Source organism: Thioalkalivibrio sp. AKL19 (assembly GCF_000420165.1).
In the GTDB taxonomy this organism is placed as follows: Bacteria; Pseudomonadota; Gammaproteobacteria; order Ectothiorhodospirales; family Ectothiorhodospiraceae; genus Thioalkalivibrio.
In genome coordinates, this window is sequence record NZ_ATUK01000015.1 from 44684 (window position 1) to 60427 (window position 15744).

Sequence of the window (15744 nt, forward strand, 5' to 3'; positions counted from 1 at the left end):
GCTACGACTCGCGGGTCAGAAAGAGTTCGGCATTGATGCGCCCCGGTTCGGCGATGCGTTCCAGCAAGATGCGTTCGGGCACGACACCGTCTTCTTGTTCCAGCTCGCCAAGCCAGCGCATCAGGTCGCTGTAGGGCGCCCCCTCGAGGTGCAGGGTCACGCCGGTATCGCCAGGGCGCGCGCGTGCCAGGTACTCGCCGAGACCGAATGCCCGCGTGGAGGCATCCACGTGGGCGATTAGCGAGCGGCCTTCAAGGTTCGGACGTTGATTGTCCTGTGTCGGTTCGCGGCTGCGGGCGGCCGCGACCTCGGGGGCGTTGGCCTGCATCCAGGCGAGCTCCGCGCGCGCCTCGGCGAGTCGGTCGCGGGACTGTTCGCGGCTTTCCAGCAGGGGCTCGACAACGCCCAGAAACACCACCGCGATCAGCAGGACCAAACCACCTGCCAGCAGGATCCGTTGCTCGCGCGTCCGCAAGTCGTCCCAGTAGGCCTTCATGGTTCCTTCTCGATGGTCATGCGTGCCCGGACACCCCGCTCGCCGGTTTCGGCCGAGACGATCCGGACGCGCGCGGACATGGCTTCGCGCAGGGACTCGCGCAACTGTTCCAGTTCCGCGATTCCGCTGCCCTCCAGCTCGAGTTCAAGGCGAGCCGGGTCGCCCCGCAGGCGCTGCAGGGTCAGGTCGCGCGGGGCGAGGCCCTCCATGATGCTGGCAATGGCTTCGCCGAGGGGGTTGTGTACGGTCGGGGTCGACGCGCCTGGCTCGGCCTGTCCCAGCAGGCTCTCGAACTGGGCCACGGGGTCGACCATGCGGGCCTGCGGAAGGGTTTCCTCGAACAGGGCCGCGATGTCCCGTTCGGTCGCCCGGTATTCCCGCTCGAGCTGCCAGGCCTCCAGCCACACGGACCCAAGCCAGACGGCGGCCAGCACGAGCGCCAGTGCCGCCGGTGCGCGCCATGGTGCGGGAAGGGCGCCGAGCGAGGTCGGGCTTTCGGCGGAAGATGCGAAGTCGAAGGCCAGTGCAGCCCGGACGGCGCGCTGCAGATCGGGTGGCGGCAGGCTTCCCGATTGCACCCCGGCCAGCAGGAGTTCGAGGACGTCGCCGGACCATTCGGGTGGGGGCTGGAGGGGGGCGCGTGGGTCGGATTCGGTGGCCGGATCCACCACATGAACGGCGCCCTGAGGCGGCTGCGCCTCGGCGCGGGCGTCATCGGGGGGCGTGGAGGAGGATGCACGCTGCTGCAACCACCAGCTGGCGACTTCCCGGGGCATCGCGAGGGGTTCGGCCTCGGGCGAGAGCACGATGCTGCGTTGCGTTCCCGAGAGCAGGAAGACCTGATCGCCCGGGTCCAGGCTTCGCAGCAGCGCAATATCCGGGATCATGTGCGATACGCGGATGCCGTGCTCGCGAAGCCAGTCTTGCCAGCGATCCAGGTCCCGATGCGCGACCACGCCGGCCAGGGTGTCGGTGCCGTGGCGAGGGCCGGCAACGATCCGGAGCTGTTCCAGGTCCTCGCTGAGACGGTCCTCCAGGGCGAACGGAAGCGCGCGGCGACGCACGCGGCCCGATTTCCCGGGCACGAACACCCGATGGAGAGGCGCGCGTTCCCCGGGGAGCAGCGCAACCGCATGGTCGTCCGCGGCGAGCAGGGCGCGCAGCTCGTCCGGTGCCGCCTCGCCCTGATCCGCGAGCGCGCCGTTCCTGCGCAGCCGCAGCCAGCGCAGCCGAAGCGGCGTGTCCGCGCCGAGCATCTCGGGCTCTGGCAGCTGGAAGAGGAACCAGTTCATGCGGGGTCCGGTAAGGGAAAAGCGTCTGCAGGCATCCGGTTTTCTTGTTCAGGGTTCGCAGGGAGCGTGTTCGCGAAGAATGGTACGCCCGTTGGGACCATCGAGGGTCGCGCAGTGAAAATAATCCCGTCCGGCGATGCGGACAACCAGTTGCAGACGGAAATAGCGAATGTCGCGGCTCTGTTCGGTCGCCTGACCCAGCGCCGCGGCGTGGACGGGGTCCGGGGCGCGTTCCATGTCGATGGCGTTGTCGGTGCCCGGCCGTGCCACGACCCAGGGTGCCAGTGCCTGCCAGAGGTCCGGATCGAACCCGTGTACCTGAAGCAACTCCGACGCGAGGCGCATCGGGCGGTTGCCGCTGAGCCGGGGCGGTTCCAGACCGCGGTATACCGGGTCGTCCGTTTCCGGGTTCATCCAGTCATGTACGGCGACCGCCAGGCGTTGGGCGTTACCCGACTGACCCTCGGTTGCCGCGAGGGCGTGCTCGATCAGGCCGGCGAAGGCCTCAAGGGGCGGGTCATCGGCGCGCCCGAGGCTGTTGAGGTTGAAGCGGCAGTGAAGGTTCTCCAGGCGGGCGCGCACGCCGACACCCTCGACCTCCAGTGGCAATGTGGGAGACGCGCAGCCCTCCCAGGGAAGATCGTCGTAATTGGGCAGCCTCTCCAGCATGTGCAGGGCGACGGTTTCGGCCCCCTGGGTCAGGTGCCGCGCCCGATCCTGGTCCTGGATGGTGGCCGCGCGGAAGACTTGCTGATTGTCGCGCATGGTCATGGTGACCGCCGTTACGCTGGCGATCGCGACCACCAGCAGGGCGGTGATCAGCGCGGCACCTGAATTTCTCCCCCTCACTGGACCCCCGGCAGGGCAATGCGGCGCTCGACGGGGCCGAGCCCCGGCACGACCAGGCGGACGATCACCTGCGCCGGTCGGCGGTCGCCGCCATCCAGCGGCGGCCAGCTGTCCGTGACCTCCTGGGTGTCGCCATCGACAAAGTCGAAGCGGATCTCCAGTTCATCGCCCGTGTCCCGCGCCATCCGGCCGTTCGCCGTGGACGCTCGCCCGGCGTGTGCATCCCGGCCCAGAAACAGGCGCACCTGCTCGGATTCCGGCAGGGCGCCGTCCAGCACCGGCCAGGTAACCCGCTCCAGCCCCCGCTCACTGACTCTCCAGGCGACCCGCGCCAGGCGGCCGTGTTCCCCGCTTCCCGCGCGTACCAGTTCCAGTTGTCGCGGGTCCGTGACCGGGCTGTAACGCAGGGCGGGGAGGCGATCGCCGTAGCCGTCGCGGGGGTGCAGCTCGATGCTGTGGCGCAGGTCGCGTTCCAGCACCGCCAGTGTGACCTGAAGCTCCGCCAGGCGCTGGCTCTGGGCCTGCGTGGCATGGTCCGCCATCAGCACTGCACGTAGTCCGCCGATGGCCAGCACGCCAACGGTGGCGAATACGGCCACGGCTACCAGCAGCTCCAGCAGGGTAAAACCGCGCGAGGCGCCGAAAGAGCATGACCGATGTGCCGGCACGTCAGGGCAATGCATAGCCGGTCGTCTGGACGAGAGGATGGTCGGGGTCGCCATCGAGCGGCCACACCCGGACCTCGATACGGCGAACCGCCGGCAGCTCCAGCGGGGCGTCGATGATCGTATCGGTGATCTCGATGCGGGCCTCCCATTCGCGGTCCGCGAGTGTGGACTGGATGCGCTGGGTGCCGACATCGACTCGCCGCAGCCCGGCCTCGTAGTCGGCGAGCAGGTTGCTGGCCACCCATCCGGCCAGCGTGCGTTCCTGCAGGTAGGCGGTATTGCGCGCGTGTTCGCTGCCCGCCTTGATGAGGGCCCCGAGGGCGACGCCGAGCACCACCAGGGCAATCAGCACCTCGAGGAGCGTGAATCCGCGCCGTGCGCCGCGTGCCAGCATGGCTAGTTGGGCTGTGCCGGACGGGCCATCAGCAGGTGGCGGGGCTCGCCGCCTACCGGTGGCGGATGTTCGAAGGCCTGGATGGGTTGACCCCGTTCGGCCCGGAGCACGAGACCGCTTTGCCCGTCGGGGTGTTCCAGCACCAGTTCAAAGGGTTCGATGTCGCCGCTGCTGCTGATGGCGATGCGGTTGTGTTCCGGCCCTTCGCGGAGGCTGCTTCGCCGCCCGTCCACGTAAAGCCGTGGTTGCAGCCCGTGTTGCCGAAAGTCCCGCGGACCCAGCGGCCCCCGCTCGATCGGTGTCCAGGTGACCTGGGCATCGTCGATCCACTGGCGCTCCAGGATGACCAGCCCCTCGGTACCAATGCCGATGGACAGCGCCTGGCCGGTCAACAGGGTGTGTTCCCGGGCGAGTTCGATCTGGCCCGCCAGCTGGCGAGCGGTCTGTTCGAGGCTTCGGCTGCCCAGCTGGCTCATGGACAACACGCCGATGCTGGCCACCACGCCGATCACGAACATCACGACCAGGAGTTCGATCAGGGTAAAGCCGGTGGGGCGTGCGCGGCGGGTCGCCATTGGCGTCCTCAGAATTCGTCCATGTTCCAGTTGCCGATCTCGCCCTCGATCCCCTCGCCACCGCGGCGTCCGTTGGCGCCGTAGCTGAAGACGTCGAAGTCGCCATGTCGTCCGGGGTTCAGGTATTGATACGGATTGCCCCAGGGGTCGCTCGGCAGGCGGTCCATGTAGCCGCCCTCGCGGTACTGGGGGGCTTCCGGCCCGCTGCGCGGTCGCTCCACCAGCGCATCCAGTCCCTGGTCGGTGGTCGGGTACCGGAAATTATCCAGACGGTAGAGATTCAGGGCGCTCTCAATCGTGCGGATATCCTGCTTGACCTTGGTGATTCGGGCGTCGTCCGGGCGGTCCATTACGCGAGGGACCACGATGGCCGCGAGGATGCCGAGGATGACCACCACCACCATGATCTCGATCAGGGTGAAGCCCCGGGTACCGCGGAATCCGGTACGCGCAAGGCAGGCAGAGCGCGGTTCTTGCATGTTCAATTCACCAGCTGGTTGAGTTCGAAGATCGGGAGCAGGATGGCGAGGACGATGGTCAGGACGATGCCGCCCATGGTCAGGATCAGCAAGGGTTCGAACAGTCCCATGCTGACGCTGATACGGGATTCGACCTCCTGTTCCTGGGTCTCGGCGGCCCGTTCCAGCATCTCGGTGAGCCGCCCGCTGGACTCTCCGCTACGGATCAAGTGTACGGTGATCGGCGGGAAGTATCCCGTCTCTTCCAGGGCCTGACCAATGCTGCGGCCCTCGCGGATTCGCAGCGAGGCATCCTCCACCGCGGCGCGCATGGGGCGGTTTCCAATGACCTCGGCCCCGGTTCGGAGCGCATCCAGGAGGGACACCCCGCTGGCGGACAGGATGCTGAGGGTGCGTGCAAACCGGGCCGTGTTGAGCCCCCGGACCAGGCGCCCCACGAGCGGAAGGCGCAGTACCAGCCGGTCGAAGCGCATGCGCGGCCCGGGTTTGCGCAGCCAGTGGACCATCAGCGCCACGAGCATGCCCAAAGCGATCAGCGCGTACAGGCCATAGGTTCGCAAGAGATCACTGGTGCTGATCAGCATGCGGGTCAGTGTGGGCAACTGCTGGTCCAGGCCCTCGAAGACCTGGACCACTTCGGGTACGACATAGACGACCAGGCCCACGGTTACGCCCAGCGCCACAAGGGTCAGGATGACCGGATAGATCAGTGCGAGCATGACCTTTTGCCGCAACGCGTGGCGATTCTCGAGGTAGTCGGCCAGGCGCTCCAGTACCAGGTGCAGGTGCCCGGAGGCCTCCCCGGCCGAGACAGTGCTGCGGTAAATCTCGGGGAATACGCGCGGGAACGCGCCCAGCGCCTGGGCCAGCGAGTGTCCCTCCATGACCCGGGTACGCACGGCACTCAGGATGTTGCGTACCTTCTGTTTCTCGGACTGGCGTGCGACGGTCGTCAGCCATTCCTCCACCGGCAGCCCTGCGCGTGCAAGCGTGGCCATCTGGCGTGTTGCGAGTGCGAGGTCGAGTGCCCCGATGCCGCCTGCACCACCGCGTCGGGAGTGGGTCCGGCTGCCCCGGGTGGCGGCCGAGGATTCGCCGATCTCGAGCAGATCCAGCGGGGTCAGGCCTTCGCTGCGCAACTGGGACCGGACGCTGCGGGCGGTATCCCCCTCGGTTACGCCCTTGCGGGTTCGGCCGGCTGCGTCGAGCGCCTGGTATTCGAAGGCGGGCACGGTCCTAGCCCTCCTCGGTGACGCGCAGCATTTCCTCGAGGCTGGTCGTGCCGTCGAGAACCCGCCGGCAGGCATCGGCGCGGAGACTCACGCTGTTCTCGCGCGCGGCCCGGACCATGGCCTGTTCGCTGGCGTTGTCATGAATCAGTGTGCGCAGGCGTTCGTTCACCTCCACCAGCTCATAGATGCCGGTCCGGCCGCGATAGCCGAGTTCGTTGCAGCTCGGGCAGCCGTGTGCACGGTAGAGGGTGGGAGGCTCCGTGTCGGCTACCCCCAGCAGTTCGCATTCCCGTGGCGATGCCGGGTGGGGTTCGCGGCAGTCCTTGCAAAGGACCCGTACCAGCCGCTGGGCGAGAATCCCGTTCAGGGTCGAGGAGAGCAGGAAGGGCTCCACGCCCATGTCGCGCAGGCGCGTGATGGCCCCGATCGCGGAGTTGGTGTGCAGGGTGGAAAACACCAGATGCCCGGTCAGGCTCGCCTGCACCGCGATCTGGACGGTATCGACATCGCGGATCTCGCCGACCATCACGACATCCGGGTCCTGGCGCAGGATGGCGCGCAGCCCGCGCGCAAAGGTCATGTCGATACGGCTGTTGATCTGGGTCTGGCCGATCCCGTCGAGGTAGTACTCGATCGGGTCTTCGACCGTGAGGATGTTGCGGCTGCGGTCGTTCAGCCGCGTCAGCGCCGCGTACAGTGTGGTGGTCTTGCCCGAGCCGGTCGGGCCGGTGACCAGCACGATGCCGTGCGGCCGGGTCACGATGCGTTCCAGGGCGGCATGGGTATCCGCATCCATGCCCAGGTGGGTCAGGTCGAGGCGGCCGGCCTGTTTGTCCAGCAGTCGCATGACCACGCGTTCCCCGTGACCCGAGGGCAGAGTGGAGACGCGCACGTCCACGGCGCGGCCGGCGACCTTGAGCGAGATGCGTCCATCCTGCGGCAGTCGCTTTTCCGCGATGTCCAGCCGCGCCATTACCTTGATGCGCGAGACGATGAGTGGGGCCAGACCCGCAGGCGGGGTGAGGATCTCGCGCAAGACGCCGTCCACGCGCAGGCGGACAGCCAGCCGGCTCTCGAAGGGCTCGATGTGGATGTCCGACGCGTTTTCCCGTACCGCCTCCGTCAGCAGCGCATTGATGAGTCGGATAATCGGGGCATCGTCTTCGGCTTCCAGGAGGTCCTGCGGTTCGGCGAGGGACTCCGCCACGCTGGACAGATCGAGATTGTCATCAAGCCCCTCCATCGATTCCATCGCGCGCGAGCTGGACGACTCGTAGCGCTCGCGCAGCCGCTGTTCGAAGGTCTTGTCATCGACGGTCTGCAGCGCGAGGGGATCGGGGCTGCGGCGGCGAAGTTCCAGGAGCCCTTGCGGATCGGCGTCGTGGCGCAGAAAGACCTGGCGTTGGCCCTCGATCAGATCGCCGGGCACGGCGCCGACCCGGCGGGCGAAGGAATAGCTCACCGCGAACGTACCGGCCACCGGCGTCCCGGTCGCATTCGGTTCGTCCGACACGTGTTCCCGGATCGCCCCCCCGCTCATGACCGGGTTGCCCCCGGCCAATCAGTCACGCTTGCCATGGACATCCTCGAAGCTGGGCGGGAGCTGGGTCAGGCGATCCCATTCCGGCAGGACGGGGCTTCTGCGCTGCTGGGTGCGCGCCTGCTCGCGCAGCTGCTCGCCGCGGATGAAGCTGTACTTCTCGCTGGTCAGCTCGGCGCCGCGGGCGCTGTCCCGGACGATGCGCGGGTGCAGGAACACCATCAGGTTCCGTTTCTCGGTCTGGTTGCGATCCGCCCGGAAGAGCCGTCCGAGCCCGGGGATGCTGCCCAGTCCGGGGACACGCGCTTCGCTGTCCGTTTGCTGTTCTTCAATCAGCCCGCCGAGTACCAGCATGTCGCCGTCATCGATCAGGACGTGGGTCTTCAGGGTCCGGGTGTTGGTAATGAGGTCGGCAGCGTCGGAGGTACCCGGTGCCAGCTGCGACACCTCCTGTTCGATCTCAAGGCGTACGGCATTGCCCTGGTTGATCTGCGGCCGCACGCGAAGCTTCACCCCGACATCCTCGCGACGAATCGTGTCGAAGGCCTGGCCCGAATCCTCGATCGAGCGCCCGACGATGAACGGCACGTTCTGGCCCACTACGATCTCGGCTTCCTCGTTGTCCAGCGTCAGAAGACTGGGGGTGGACAGGATGTTGCTGGAGGTGTCGCGTTGCAGCATGTTGACCAGTGCCGCGATCCGCGTGCTTCCGGTCGACCCCACGCCCCCGGCGGTCAGGCCGTCCCCGATGTCCGGGGGAGACGACACGCTCCCGTCCAGGAACCCTTCCACGCCCGCGGCGAGTTCGAGGATCCCGCGTGACCCGGGGCCGGAAAAGTTGAGGACCCCGGCCCCGCTATTTCCGATGGCGCCCCACTGCACGCCGAGGTCCTGCACGCGATCCGACGAGACCTCCGCGATGACGGCTTCGACCAGGACCTGCGCCCGGCGGATATCGAGCTGATCCACGATGATGTCGAAGTCGCGGATGAAGTCGGAGGGGCCGTAGGTCACCACCGCGTTGGTGGACTCGTGTGCCTCGATATGGATCCCGTTTCCACCTCGTCCATCGGCGTCGATATCCGGGCTTTTCTCGGCGATGTTGCGCAGCAGTTCGGCAACCTCCTCGGCCCGCGCATACTTCAGGTAGTGCACGCGTGCGTTCCCTTCTTCCATCTCCCGGTCAAGCTGGGCGATGAGCCCGCGCAGGCGCAAGCGAGACTCCTCGCGCCCGGAGAGGATGATGGCGTTGCTGCGGCGATCCGCCAGGACCTGGGGTGTGGCGAGCTCTCCCGTGCCCTCCCGGGCCAGAACCTGCAGCTGCTCGGCGAGTTCCCCGGCGCGGGCGTGACGGAGCTCAATGACCTCGAAATCGTCCGCGAATGGCCGGTCCATGCGTTCGACGAGGGCGCGGATGCGATGCACGTTGCTGCGCGTATCCGAGATCAGGAGCGTATTGGGCTCGGTGGCCGCCGCGAGATGCCCCCCTTGCGGGATCAGCGGACGCAGGACGGGAACGAGCTGGGCGGCAGAAACGTGTCGCAACGCCATCACGTGGGTGACGATGCTTCCGCCACGCACATCGGCGTCCGGTTCTGTCTCGATATCGAGGACCGTGGGGGCATCCTGCTTCGCCTGCGCGTCGGGCACGATGCGGGTGGACGATTCGCCCGGAATGGCCGCGAATCCGTGGATCTTGAGGATGTCGTGGAACAGATCCATCAGTTCGTCCCGAGGCACGGGGCGGCTGGAAACGACCGTGATGTTGCCGCGCACCCGTGGGTCCACGATGAAATTGGTCCCGGTTTCCTCGGACACAAGATCGATCAGGTTGCTGATACTGGTGTCGCGCAGATTGAGCGTCAGCTCGTCCGCCGCGACGGACCCCGCTGCGCAGAACAGGGACAGTGCGAGGGCAATAAGGCGGAGTCGGAGGCTCATTCGGTTAACTCGATGGTCAGCGGCAGGGTCTGCCCGTCGCGTTCTATGGTGATGTTCACCCGGTCGGAGTCGCCGAGTCCAGCGAGGATCTGTTCGGGGTCGTCAATGTCGCGGACCTGCTGCCCCTGGACCGAGGTGATGATGTCGCCTTCCTGAAGACCGGCGCGCTCGAACTCGCGCTGGTTGCGCGTCGGGGTGACTCGAATCCCCAGCAGCGCGCCATCCCGCAGTACGGGCTGGGCGCGCAGCGAATTCATGGCGCGCTGCGGGTCGTCGAGCCAGCGGGATCGGCTGATGTTAGCCGTGATCGGCGCGGGGGAACCGGCGGTTTGTGACGAGCGCTGATCGGTATCGGAGCGGCCGCTATCGACTCGCAGTTCGTCGCCCCGCGGGAGCCGTAGGGTCTCCAGCCGGCCTTCGCGCTCCAGGATGACCCGGTCCGCGTGTACCTGGTGCAGCGTCGCCAGCTGGTTCCCGATGGTATCGCCCACATGGTAGAGCTCGACATTGGCCCGCCCTGCGGAAATGATCGCGCTGCCGTTGCCCTGTCCGGTCGCCAGGATGCCGAGCAGCTCCAGACTCAGGCGGGTCTCCGGCGCGTTCTCGATGGCCTGTGGGGCGGTTTGCCTGAGGCTGCCGAAGGGGGAGAGCTCGGCGCTTCGGGTAAAGCCGGACCGAGGCGGGGCAACGGCTTCGGGCGACCGGTCGGTACGACTGGTGGTTGTCTGTTCCGCGTGGTCCGTGGTGACCGACGGGTAGGTGTACCCCGGAACGGCGATCGACCAGACCAGACCGGCGATCAGCCATGCCGTAGCCGCCAGCAGCCCGGCACTGAGCATCCAGGGAAGGGGGAATGGCACAAGTCGGGGCGAAGGTGGCATCGTCAACGGCGTTCGCGGGTTATTCGAGTGTCTGGGCCCGGCGGTTCTCGCTGGGTCGGATCGGATCGCGCCTCGCAAGGCGCCCTGGAAAGACACGGATTAAAGTCCGCGCGCGCCGGTACCCAGGTTCCCCGATCCTGCGTTGCTCAGCATGACGCTTTCGCCACGCGGGGTCGAGTCCCGGGCCATGCGGCTTCCGGGTTCCCGAATGACGCCCCGCGCCCGGTCTGGAAGTGGGCGTTCGTCCTGACGACCATGGGATGAGGCCGCGCCGGCCGGTGGAGTGGAGCCACCTGGACCCGACGCTCCATCCATCGCGCCCGAGCGCGGCCTGGATGACGGATATCACCAACGACATCGTCGGCTTCTGCAACGAGCGCCGTCTCCGCACCGAAAATGGCTTTCGATGCAATAACGATTACTGCTGACAAGCCTGGATGGGCTTGATCCCTTCGCCGGCGCGCGTCTCATTGTACTTATCGTCGTACGCTACCGCGACCTCAAGTGAGGATCCTTCGTTATCTGAGAGGCCGCTGAAGTCGATCACATATTGATCCTCGAAGAGCAGGCTGGCCAATTGCTGAAAGACCTGCTGGAGGTTGGCGTCACCTGGCGGCTCGTAGAACAAGCCGCCGGTCTCGTCCGCGAGCCTTTGTAGTTCAGCTATCTGTATGAATGGGCCGAACCCGATCGTGAAGACGGGGATATCCGCCCCTAGGGCCTGATCGATAGTGGCATCCAGTGCGGCCTTCCGCGCGGCTTCCGTGTCGTCAACAAAAGTATCTTCGCCGTCGGTCAGGGTGATGACGGCCTTCCTGTCGTGGGTGCTTTTCTTCGTTCCGAATCGCTCGATGGCTTCCTCGGTTGCGGCGTAGAACGCGGTATCTCTGTCGAGGCCGGGTGGATCGTCGATCGCGTCCTGCAGTATGTCCTGGTCGGAAGTGAAATACTCGGTCATTGGCTTGACCTCGTTGGCGTACTTGATGATGTCCGCGTCATCGTTGGCTTTCATCTCGTTCACCAGCAACGTCGCGCCCGCCTCCATGTTGTCTACAGCATCGGGGAGATCGGTGATACTGCCGCTGTAGTCCATCGCGATGCTGAGAGAGAGGCCGATGTCGGCGACGTGTCCGACATGATCGACCTTGAGCTCCCCGGATCCGAGTTCTACAAGAGTGAAAGCTTCAGTGCGCAGGTTCGAGATTGGGAACCCCCCCTGGTCGGTGACGGACACGAAGGCTTGAGGGCCATTAAGGGCGCAGGCATTGACCTGATTGACGGTGACGAAGATCTCGTCGACTGGTTCGTAGGTCCCGGCTACAGTGCCCCCGACCGCGGGGGTGTTGGGGTTATCGCTCTGCGCGATCAACAGGGCCTCGAATGGGTCCTCGGGTGTGCTGAAACTCCGTGGTTCAAATTCGACCTCAACGGTGCAGCTGCCGCCGGCGGGGAGGTCAAACGGGGGCGCACCACAGGGGGCATTGCCGCCCGAGTCGTCCAGACGAAACTGGCGTGGGTCGCGCCCGAACAGATTTATGCTCGAGATGTTGTGGGACGTCGCTCCCTCGTTGCGGATGATGAACTGGCGAGGGAGCACGTGATCCTCGTTGCCTTCCGTCATGATCCCGAAATCGAAACGCTCCGGTACCACCGTGATCCCGGTTTCTGGCGTGTTGCCACCGCCGCCGCCACCGCCGGCATCACCCCCGCCCCCGCCGCCGCAGCCACTCAGGCCAAGCGACGCAGCCAGCAGGGCTGGTACCAGGAGTCGGGACTTTCCGTATTCAAGCGTCATGGCTTTGTTTCTCCATCGATGGGCGGGTGACCGGGTCGGCGCCCTGCAAGGGTTGCGGGTGCCGGGAACGGTCAGACGGCGCGGCGGGTTGTCCGCCGGGAACCTGATTACGGAAAAAATCTAGTGGAAGAACGAGAACTGGGTCCGTGCGGTGCCGAACATAGGCGCCCCGGCCGCGCCGGAACCCCTTTCGTCCGGAGGGCTCCCTTCTGCCCAAGAATAGTGATGAATGAACGCCGTGGAAGGCCCCCCGTTACCCCCTCGTTAACGCACCGGGATGCCCGTGAAACATGGACTTACCCGGTTAAAGCGGACACTCGCGAGAAGGCCCATGCTGGGCCGAAGGCGTGTTCATCACGCAGCGCAAACGGTACAGCCCCGAATACCAGCACGAAGCGCTGGAGGTTGTGTGTCACGTGGTGCAGAAGTGCGGCGGCCATGTTCGGTTGGTCGTCGGCTCAGGCCGCCCTGCGTCAGCACCTGGGTGCCGGCGGTTTCCCGACGCACTGAGCGGGCCGGGGCAGGACGCTCCGAAAGGGGCTTGCGCAGGGGCTCGTTCCCGGTATATTGCTTCGGCAGGCACTTGCCTGCGTGCCGCCACGGCGGCCCGAATGGACGACCCCTGCACGTGAATCTGCCTCTCCCACGGCCCGAGTGGCCATCCCCGACCGAGATCGATCCGGCCTGCCTGCCGGGGCCGTCGGATGGTGCGTTCCCCGGAACCCGCGAGCCGGATGGCTGGCTGGATGCCCTGGCGCGCGATCAGTTATTCGTCTGGCCCGATTTCCTGCCCGTGGCGACGGTCGACGCCCTGCGCGACGAGGTGTATGCGCTACGGGATACGGCGCGGCTGGAGCAGGCGCGGATCGGGCGTGCCGGGGAACGTCATCGCGACCGGTCCACACGCGGCGACTGGATTCACTGGCTGGATGGTGCGAGCCCCGGCCAGCAGGTGTTCATGGCGCGCCTGGACGAGATCCGGCTGCAGGCGAGCCGATCCTTGATCCCGGGCCTGTTCGAGACGGAATCGCACTTCGCGCTGTACCCGCCCGGCACGCATTACGCCCGGCACGTGGATGCCTTCCAGGCCGGCAACTGCCGCCGCCTGTCGCTGGTGTTCTACCTGAATCGCCACTGGCGCGAACGCGATGGCGGCCAGCTCGCGATCTACGACCGCGATGGATGCGAGATCCGCCGCATCCAGCCGCGGGCGGGGACGCTGGTGATGTTCCTCAGCCAGACGGTGCCCCACGCGGTGCTGCCCACCCGTCGCTGGCGCGCCAGCATCGCCTCCTGGATGCGTATCCGCGACCTGTCGAACCCGCTCGCCAGCCTCGACCGCTTCTGATGGATGTCGTCGGCGCTGCCTTGCAGCGTCCGGCGCCGGCGCCCATGATCGGAGAACGGGCTTCCTGAAGCCCCGGATCGAACGCGGAGCGGCGGGCCATCATGGGCGACAGCTGGCAATCGCAGGACAAGCCGACACCCCTCCGGGACACGTTGCCCGACGTGCCCCTGCAGGCGTCCTCGGCTTCGATCTGGGCCGAGCGCTATCAGCTGCGCGATGCACATGGCGAGCCGGTGGACGCCTCGATGGGGGCGATGTTCGACCGGGTGGCTCGGGCGCTGTCCGCGGTGGAGGCGCCGGAGAAGCGCGCGCACGTCGAGCAGGACTTTCGCTGGGCGCTGGCCAACGGCGCCATCCCGGCCGGGCGCATCCTGGCCAATGCCGCGGCCGAGGCGTTCAAGCCGCACACCACACTGATCAACTGTACGGTCTCGCGCACGATCCGTGACTCGCTGCAGGCCATTCTCGAGGCTAATACCGCTGCCGGCCTGACGCTGAAGGCCGGGGCTGGCATCGGCTACGACTTCAGCACCCTGCGCCCGAAGGGCGCGCTGGTGGCGGGCGCCGGGGCCCCGACCAACGGCCCGGTTGCCTTCATGCAGATCTTCGACCAGACCTGTCGGACCATCGGTGCGGCCGGCGGGCGCCGCGGGGCGCAGATGGCAACGCTGGATATCGGCCACCCGGACATCGAGCGCTTCATCCGCGCCAAGCGCCGCAAGGGGCGGCTGACCCAGTTCAACCTGTCCGTGCTGGTGCGCGATGCCTTTCTGGAGGCCGTGGAGCGCGACGACGAATGGGCGCTCGCCTTCCCGCTGCTGCCTGTCGAGCACGACAGAGTGCCCGCATCCGATCTCGTCTATCGCGACTGGCCGGTGGTCGAGGACGGCTACCGCGTCGACGACCAGGGCCGGGTCGCCTGCCGTGTCTATCGCCGCGTGCGCGCCCGCGAGCTGTGGGACACGCTGATGCGAAGCACCTATGACGTTGGCGAACCCGGCGTCATCCTGATCGATCAGGTCAATCGGCAGAACAATGCCTGGTTCGACGAGGTCATCCGCGCGACCAACCCCTGCGGCGAGGAGCCGCTGCCGCCGGACGGGGCCTGCCTGCTGGGGTCGGTGAACCTGACGGGCTTCGTCTCCGGTCCGTTCACCGAAGACGCCGCATTCGACTGGGAACGCTTCGAGCGGGTGGTGCGCGTGTTCACGCGCATGCTGGACAACGTCGCGGACATCTCCGGGCTGCCGCTGCCGGAGCAGCGCGCCGAGATGCTGCGCAAGCGCCGCCACGGCATGGGCATCCTCGGGCTCGGTTCGGCGCTGGCGATGCTGGGGGAGACCTACGGCTCCGAGGCGGCCGCTGACTTCACCGCAGAGGTCTGTCGCCGCCTGGCGCTGGAGAGCTGGCGGGCCGGACTGGAGCTGGCGCGCGAAAAGGGCCCGGCGCCGATCATGGACGAGGACTTCACGCTGACCGCGGACATGCTGCGGCGGCAGCCGGCTCTCGCCGAGGCCGGCTACCAGATGGGCGACGTGCTGAAGGGGCGGGCGCTGCATGCCCGCTTCAGCCCCTACATGCAGCGCATCGCCGAGGAAGACCCGGCGCTGGTCGCGGCACTGGCCGAGGAGGGCGCGCGTTTTACCCACGCCACCTCCATCGCGCCCACCGGCACCATCAGCTTTTCGGTTGCCAATAACGCGAGCAATGGCATCGAGCCAACCTTTCTCCACCACACCACGCGCAACATCCGTCGCCCCGGGCGGCGTACCCGCGAGGCCGTGGACTGCTACTCCTACGAACTGCTGGCGTACCGGGCGCTGGTGGATGCCGAGGCGGGACCGGAGGATCTGCCCGCCCGCGCGATCACGGCGGACCGGGTCAGTGTGGATGCCCACATCCGCATGCAGGCCGCCGCACAGCCGTGGGTGGACTCGGCCATCTCCAAGACGCTCAATGTCCCGAGCGAGTTCCCGTTCGAGGATTTTCAGGAGGTCTACCTGCAGGCCTGGCGCGCGGGGCTCAAGGGCTGCACCACCTACCGGCCGAACCCGCAGGCGCAGATGGGTGTTCTGGTGGACCCGGAACGCCTGCGCAGCACCTGGTACACCTTCACCCTGGCGGACGGCCAGGAGGTGACCCTGCGTGGCGATGAAGAGGTGGAGTACGAGGGACAGGTGCACACCGCCGCCAACCTCTTCGCCGCGCTGGACGAGGGCTACTACGACGACGTCTAGACGTCGTCGGGGAGAAA

14 protein-coding genes are annotated in these 15744 nt (G+C 66.9%); 2 read left to right on the forward strand and 12 right to left on the reverse strand.

Annotated elements, in window-relative coordinates; genetic code table 11:
• Position 1 precedes the first annotated feature (1 nt).
• The 12 genes from gspM to F817_RS0111455 form a co-directional block, all read right to left on the reverse strand.
• Positions 2-496: a type II secretion system protein GspM gene (gspM, locus tag F817_RS0111395; protein ID WP_024327770.1), complete on the reverse strand. Its 495-nt coding sequence runs from the start codon at positions 494-496 to the stop codon at positions 2-4.
• Entirely contained in the window at positions 493-1788 is a 1296-nt protein-coding gene (gene gspL, locus F817_RS0111400) for a type II secretion system protein GspL (protein WP_024327771.1), read from the reverse strand. Before gspL ends, gspM begins: the two co-directional genes overlap by 4 nt.
• A gap of 48 nt (positions 1789-1836) precedes the next feature.
• A complete protein-coding gene (locus tag F817_RS0111405; RefSeq protein ID WP_024327772.1) occupies positions 1837-2637 on the reverse strand; it encodes a general secretion pathway protein GspK in 801 nt (266 codons plus the stop codon).
• Positions 2634-3320, reverse strand: coding sequence for a type II secretion system minor pseudopilin GspJ (gene gspJ / locus F817_RS0111410; RefSeq protein WP_024327773.1), 687 nt, complete (start codon positions 3318-3320; stop codon positions 2634-2636). Before gspJ ends, F817_RS0111405 begins: the two co-directional genes overlap by 4 nt.
• Positions 3307-3699, reverse strand: a complete 393-nt coding sequence (gene gspI / locus F817_RS0111415; protein ID WP_024327774.1) for a type II secretion system minor pseudopilin GspI — start codon at positions 3697-3699, stop codon at positions 3307-3309. The genes gspJ and gspI overlap by 14 nt, the downstream gene beginning before the upstream one ends.
• Before the next feature lie 2 nt (positions 3700-3701).
• The gene (locus F817_RS0111420) at positions 3702-4274 is read right to left on the reverse strand and encodes a Tfp pilus assembly protein FimT/FimU (RefSeq protein WP_024327775.1); all 573 of its coding nucleotides are present in this window, start codon (positions 4272-4274) and stop codon (positions 3702-3704) included.
• Between the two features lie 8 nt (positions 4275-4282).
• Positions 4283-4753 carry a type II secretion system major pseudopilin GspG gene (gspG, locus tag F817_RS0111425; protein ID WP_018650543.1) on the reverse strand — a complete coding sequence of 157 codons (471 nt, stop codon included), beginning with the start codon at positions 4751-4753 and terminating at the stop codon, positions 4283-4285.
• A 2-nt stretch (positions 4754-4755) separates the two neighbouring features.
• Positions 4756-5985, reverse strand: coding sequence for a type II secretion system inner membrane protein GspF (gspF, locus tag F817_RS0111430; protein WP_024327776.1), 1230 nt, complete (start codon positions 5983-5985; stop codon positions 4756-4758).
• Between the two features lie 4 nt (positions 5986-5989).
• The gene (gene gspE, locus F817_RS0111435; protein WP_024327777.1) at positions 5990-7546 is read right to left on the reverse strand and encodes a type II secretion system ATPase GspE; all 1557 of its coding nucleotides are present in this window, start codon (positions 7544-7546) and stop codon (positions 5990-5992) included.
• On the reverse strand, positions 7547-9466 hold the full coding sequence (gene gspD, locus F817_RS0111440; RefSeq protein WP_024327778.1) for a type II secretion system secretin GspD: 1920 nt from the start codon (positions 9464-9466) through the stop codon (positions 7547-7549).
• A complete protein-coding gene (gene gspC, locus F817_RS0111445) occupies positions 9463-10347 on the reverse strand; it encodes a type II secretion system protein GspC (protein ID WP_024327779.1) in 885 nt (294 codons plus the stop codon). Before gspC ends, gspD begins: the two co-directional genes overlap by 4 nt.
• Before the next feature lie 418 nt (positions 10348-10765).
• On the reverse strand, positions 10766-12142 hold the full coding sequence (locus F817_RS0111455; RefSeq protein WP_024327780.1) for a VWA domain-containing protein: 1377 nt from the start codon (positions 12140-12142) through the stop codon (positions 10766-10768).
• 628 nt (positions 12143-12770) lie between these two features.
• Here F817_RS0111455 and F817_RS0111460 point away from each other — a divergent pair.
• The gene (locus tag F817_RS0111460) at positions 12771-13490 is read left to right on the forward strand and encodes a 2OG-Fe(II) oxygenase (protein WP_024327781.1); all 720 of its coding nucleotides are present in this window, start codon (positions 12771-12773) and stop codon (positions 13488-13490) included.
• 101 nt (positions 13491-13591) lie between these two features.
• A complete protein-coding gene (locus tag F817_RS0111465) occupies positions 13592-15727 on the forward strand; it encodes an adenosylcobalamin-dependent ribonucleoside-diphosphate reductase (protein ID WP_042799167.1) in 2136 nt (711 codons plus the stop codon).
• Positions 15728-15744 lie beyond the last annotated feature (17 nt).

Coding starts and splice junctions, on each gene's coding strand:
- gspM (WP_024327770.1), bottom strand. CDS start 496: ATGAAGGCCTACTGGGACGACTTGCGGACGCGCGAGCAACGGATCCTG.
- gspL (WP_024327771.1), bottom strand. CDS start 1,788: ATGAACTGGTTCCTCTTCCAGCTGCCAGAGCCCGAGATGCTCGGCGCG.
- gspJ (WP_024327773.1), bottom strand. CDS start 3,320: ATGCATTGCCCTGACGTGCCGGCACATCGGTCATGCTCTTTCGGCGCC.
- gspI (WP_024327774.1), bottom strand. CDS start 3,699: ATGCTGGCACGCGGCGCACGGCGCGGATTCACGCTCCTCGAGGTGCTG.
- F817_RS0111420 (WP_024327775.1), bottom strand. CDS start 4,274: ATGGCGACCCGCCGCGCACGCCCCACCGGCTTTACCCTGATCGAACTC.
- gspG (WP_018650543.1), bottom strand. CDS start 4,753: ATGCAAGAACCGCGCTCTGCCTGCCTTGCGCGTACCGGATTCCGCGGT.
- gspD (WP_024327778.1), bottom strand. CDS start 9,466: ATGAGCCTCCGACTCCGCCTTATTGCCCTCGCACTGTCCCTGTTCTGC.
- gspC (WP_024327779.1), bottom strand. CDS start 10,347: ATGCCACCTTCGCCCCGACTTGTGCCATTCCCCCTTCCCTGGATGCTC.
- F817_RS0111455 (WP_024327780.1), bottom strand. CDS start 12,142: ATGACGCTTGAATACGGAAAGTCCCGACTCCTGGTACCAGCCCTGCTG.
- F817_RS0111465 (WP_042799167.1), top strand. CDS start 13,592: ATGGGCGACAGCTGGCAATCGCAGGACAAGCCGACACCCCTCCGGGAC.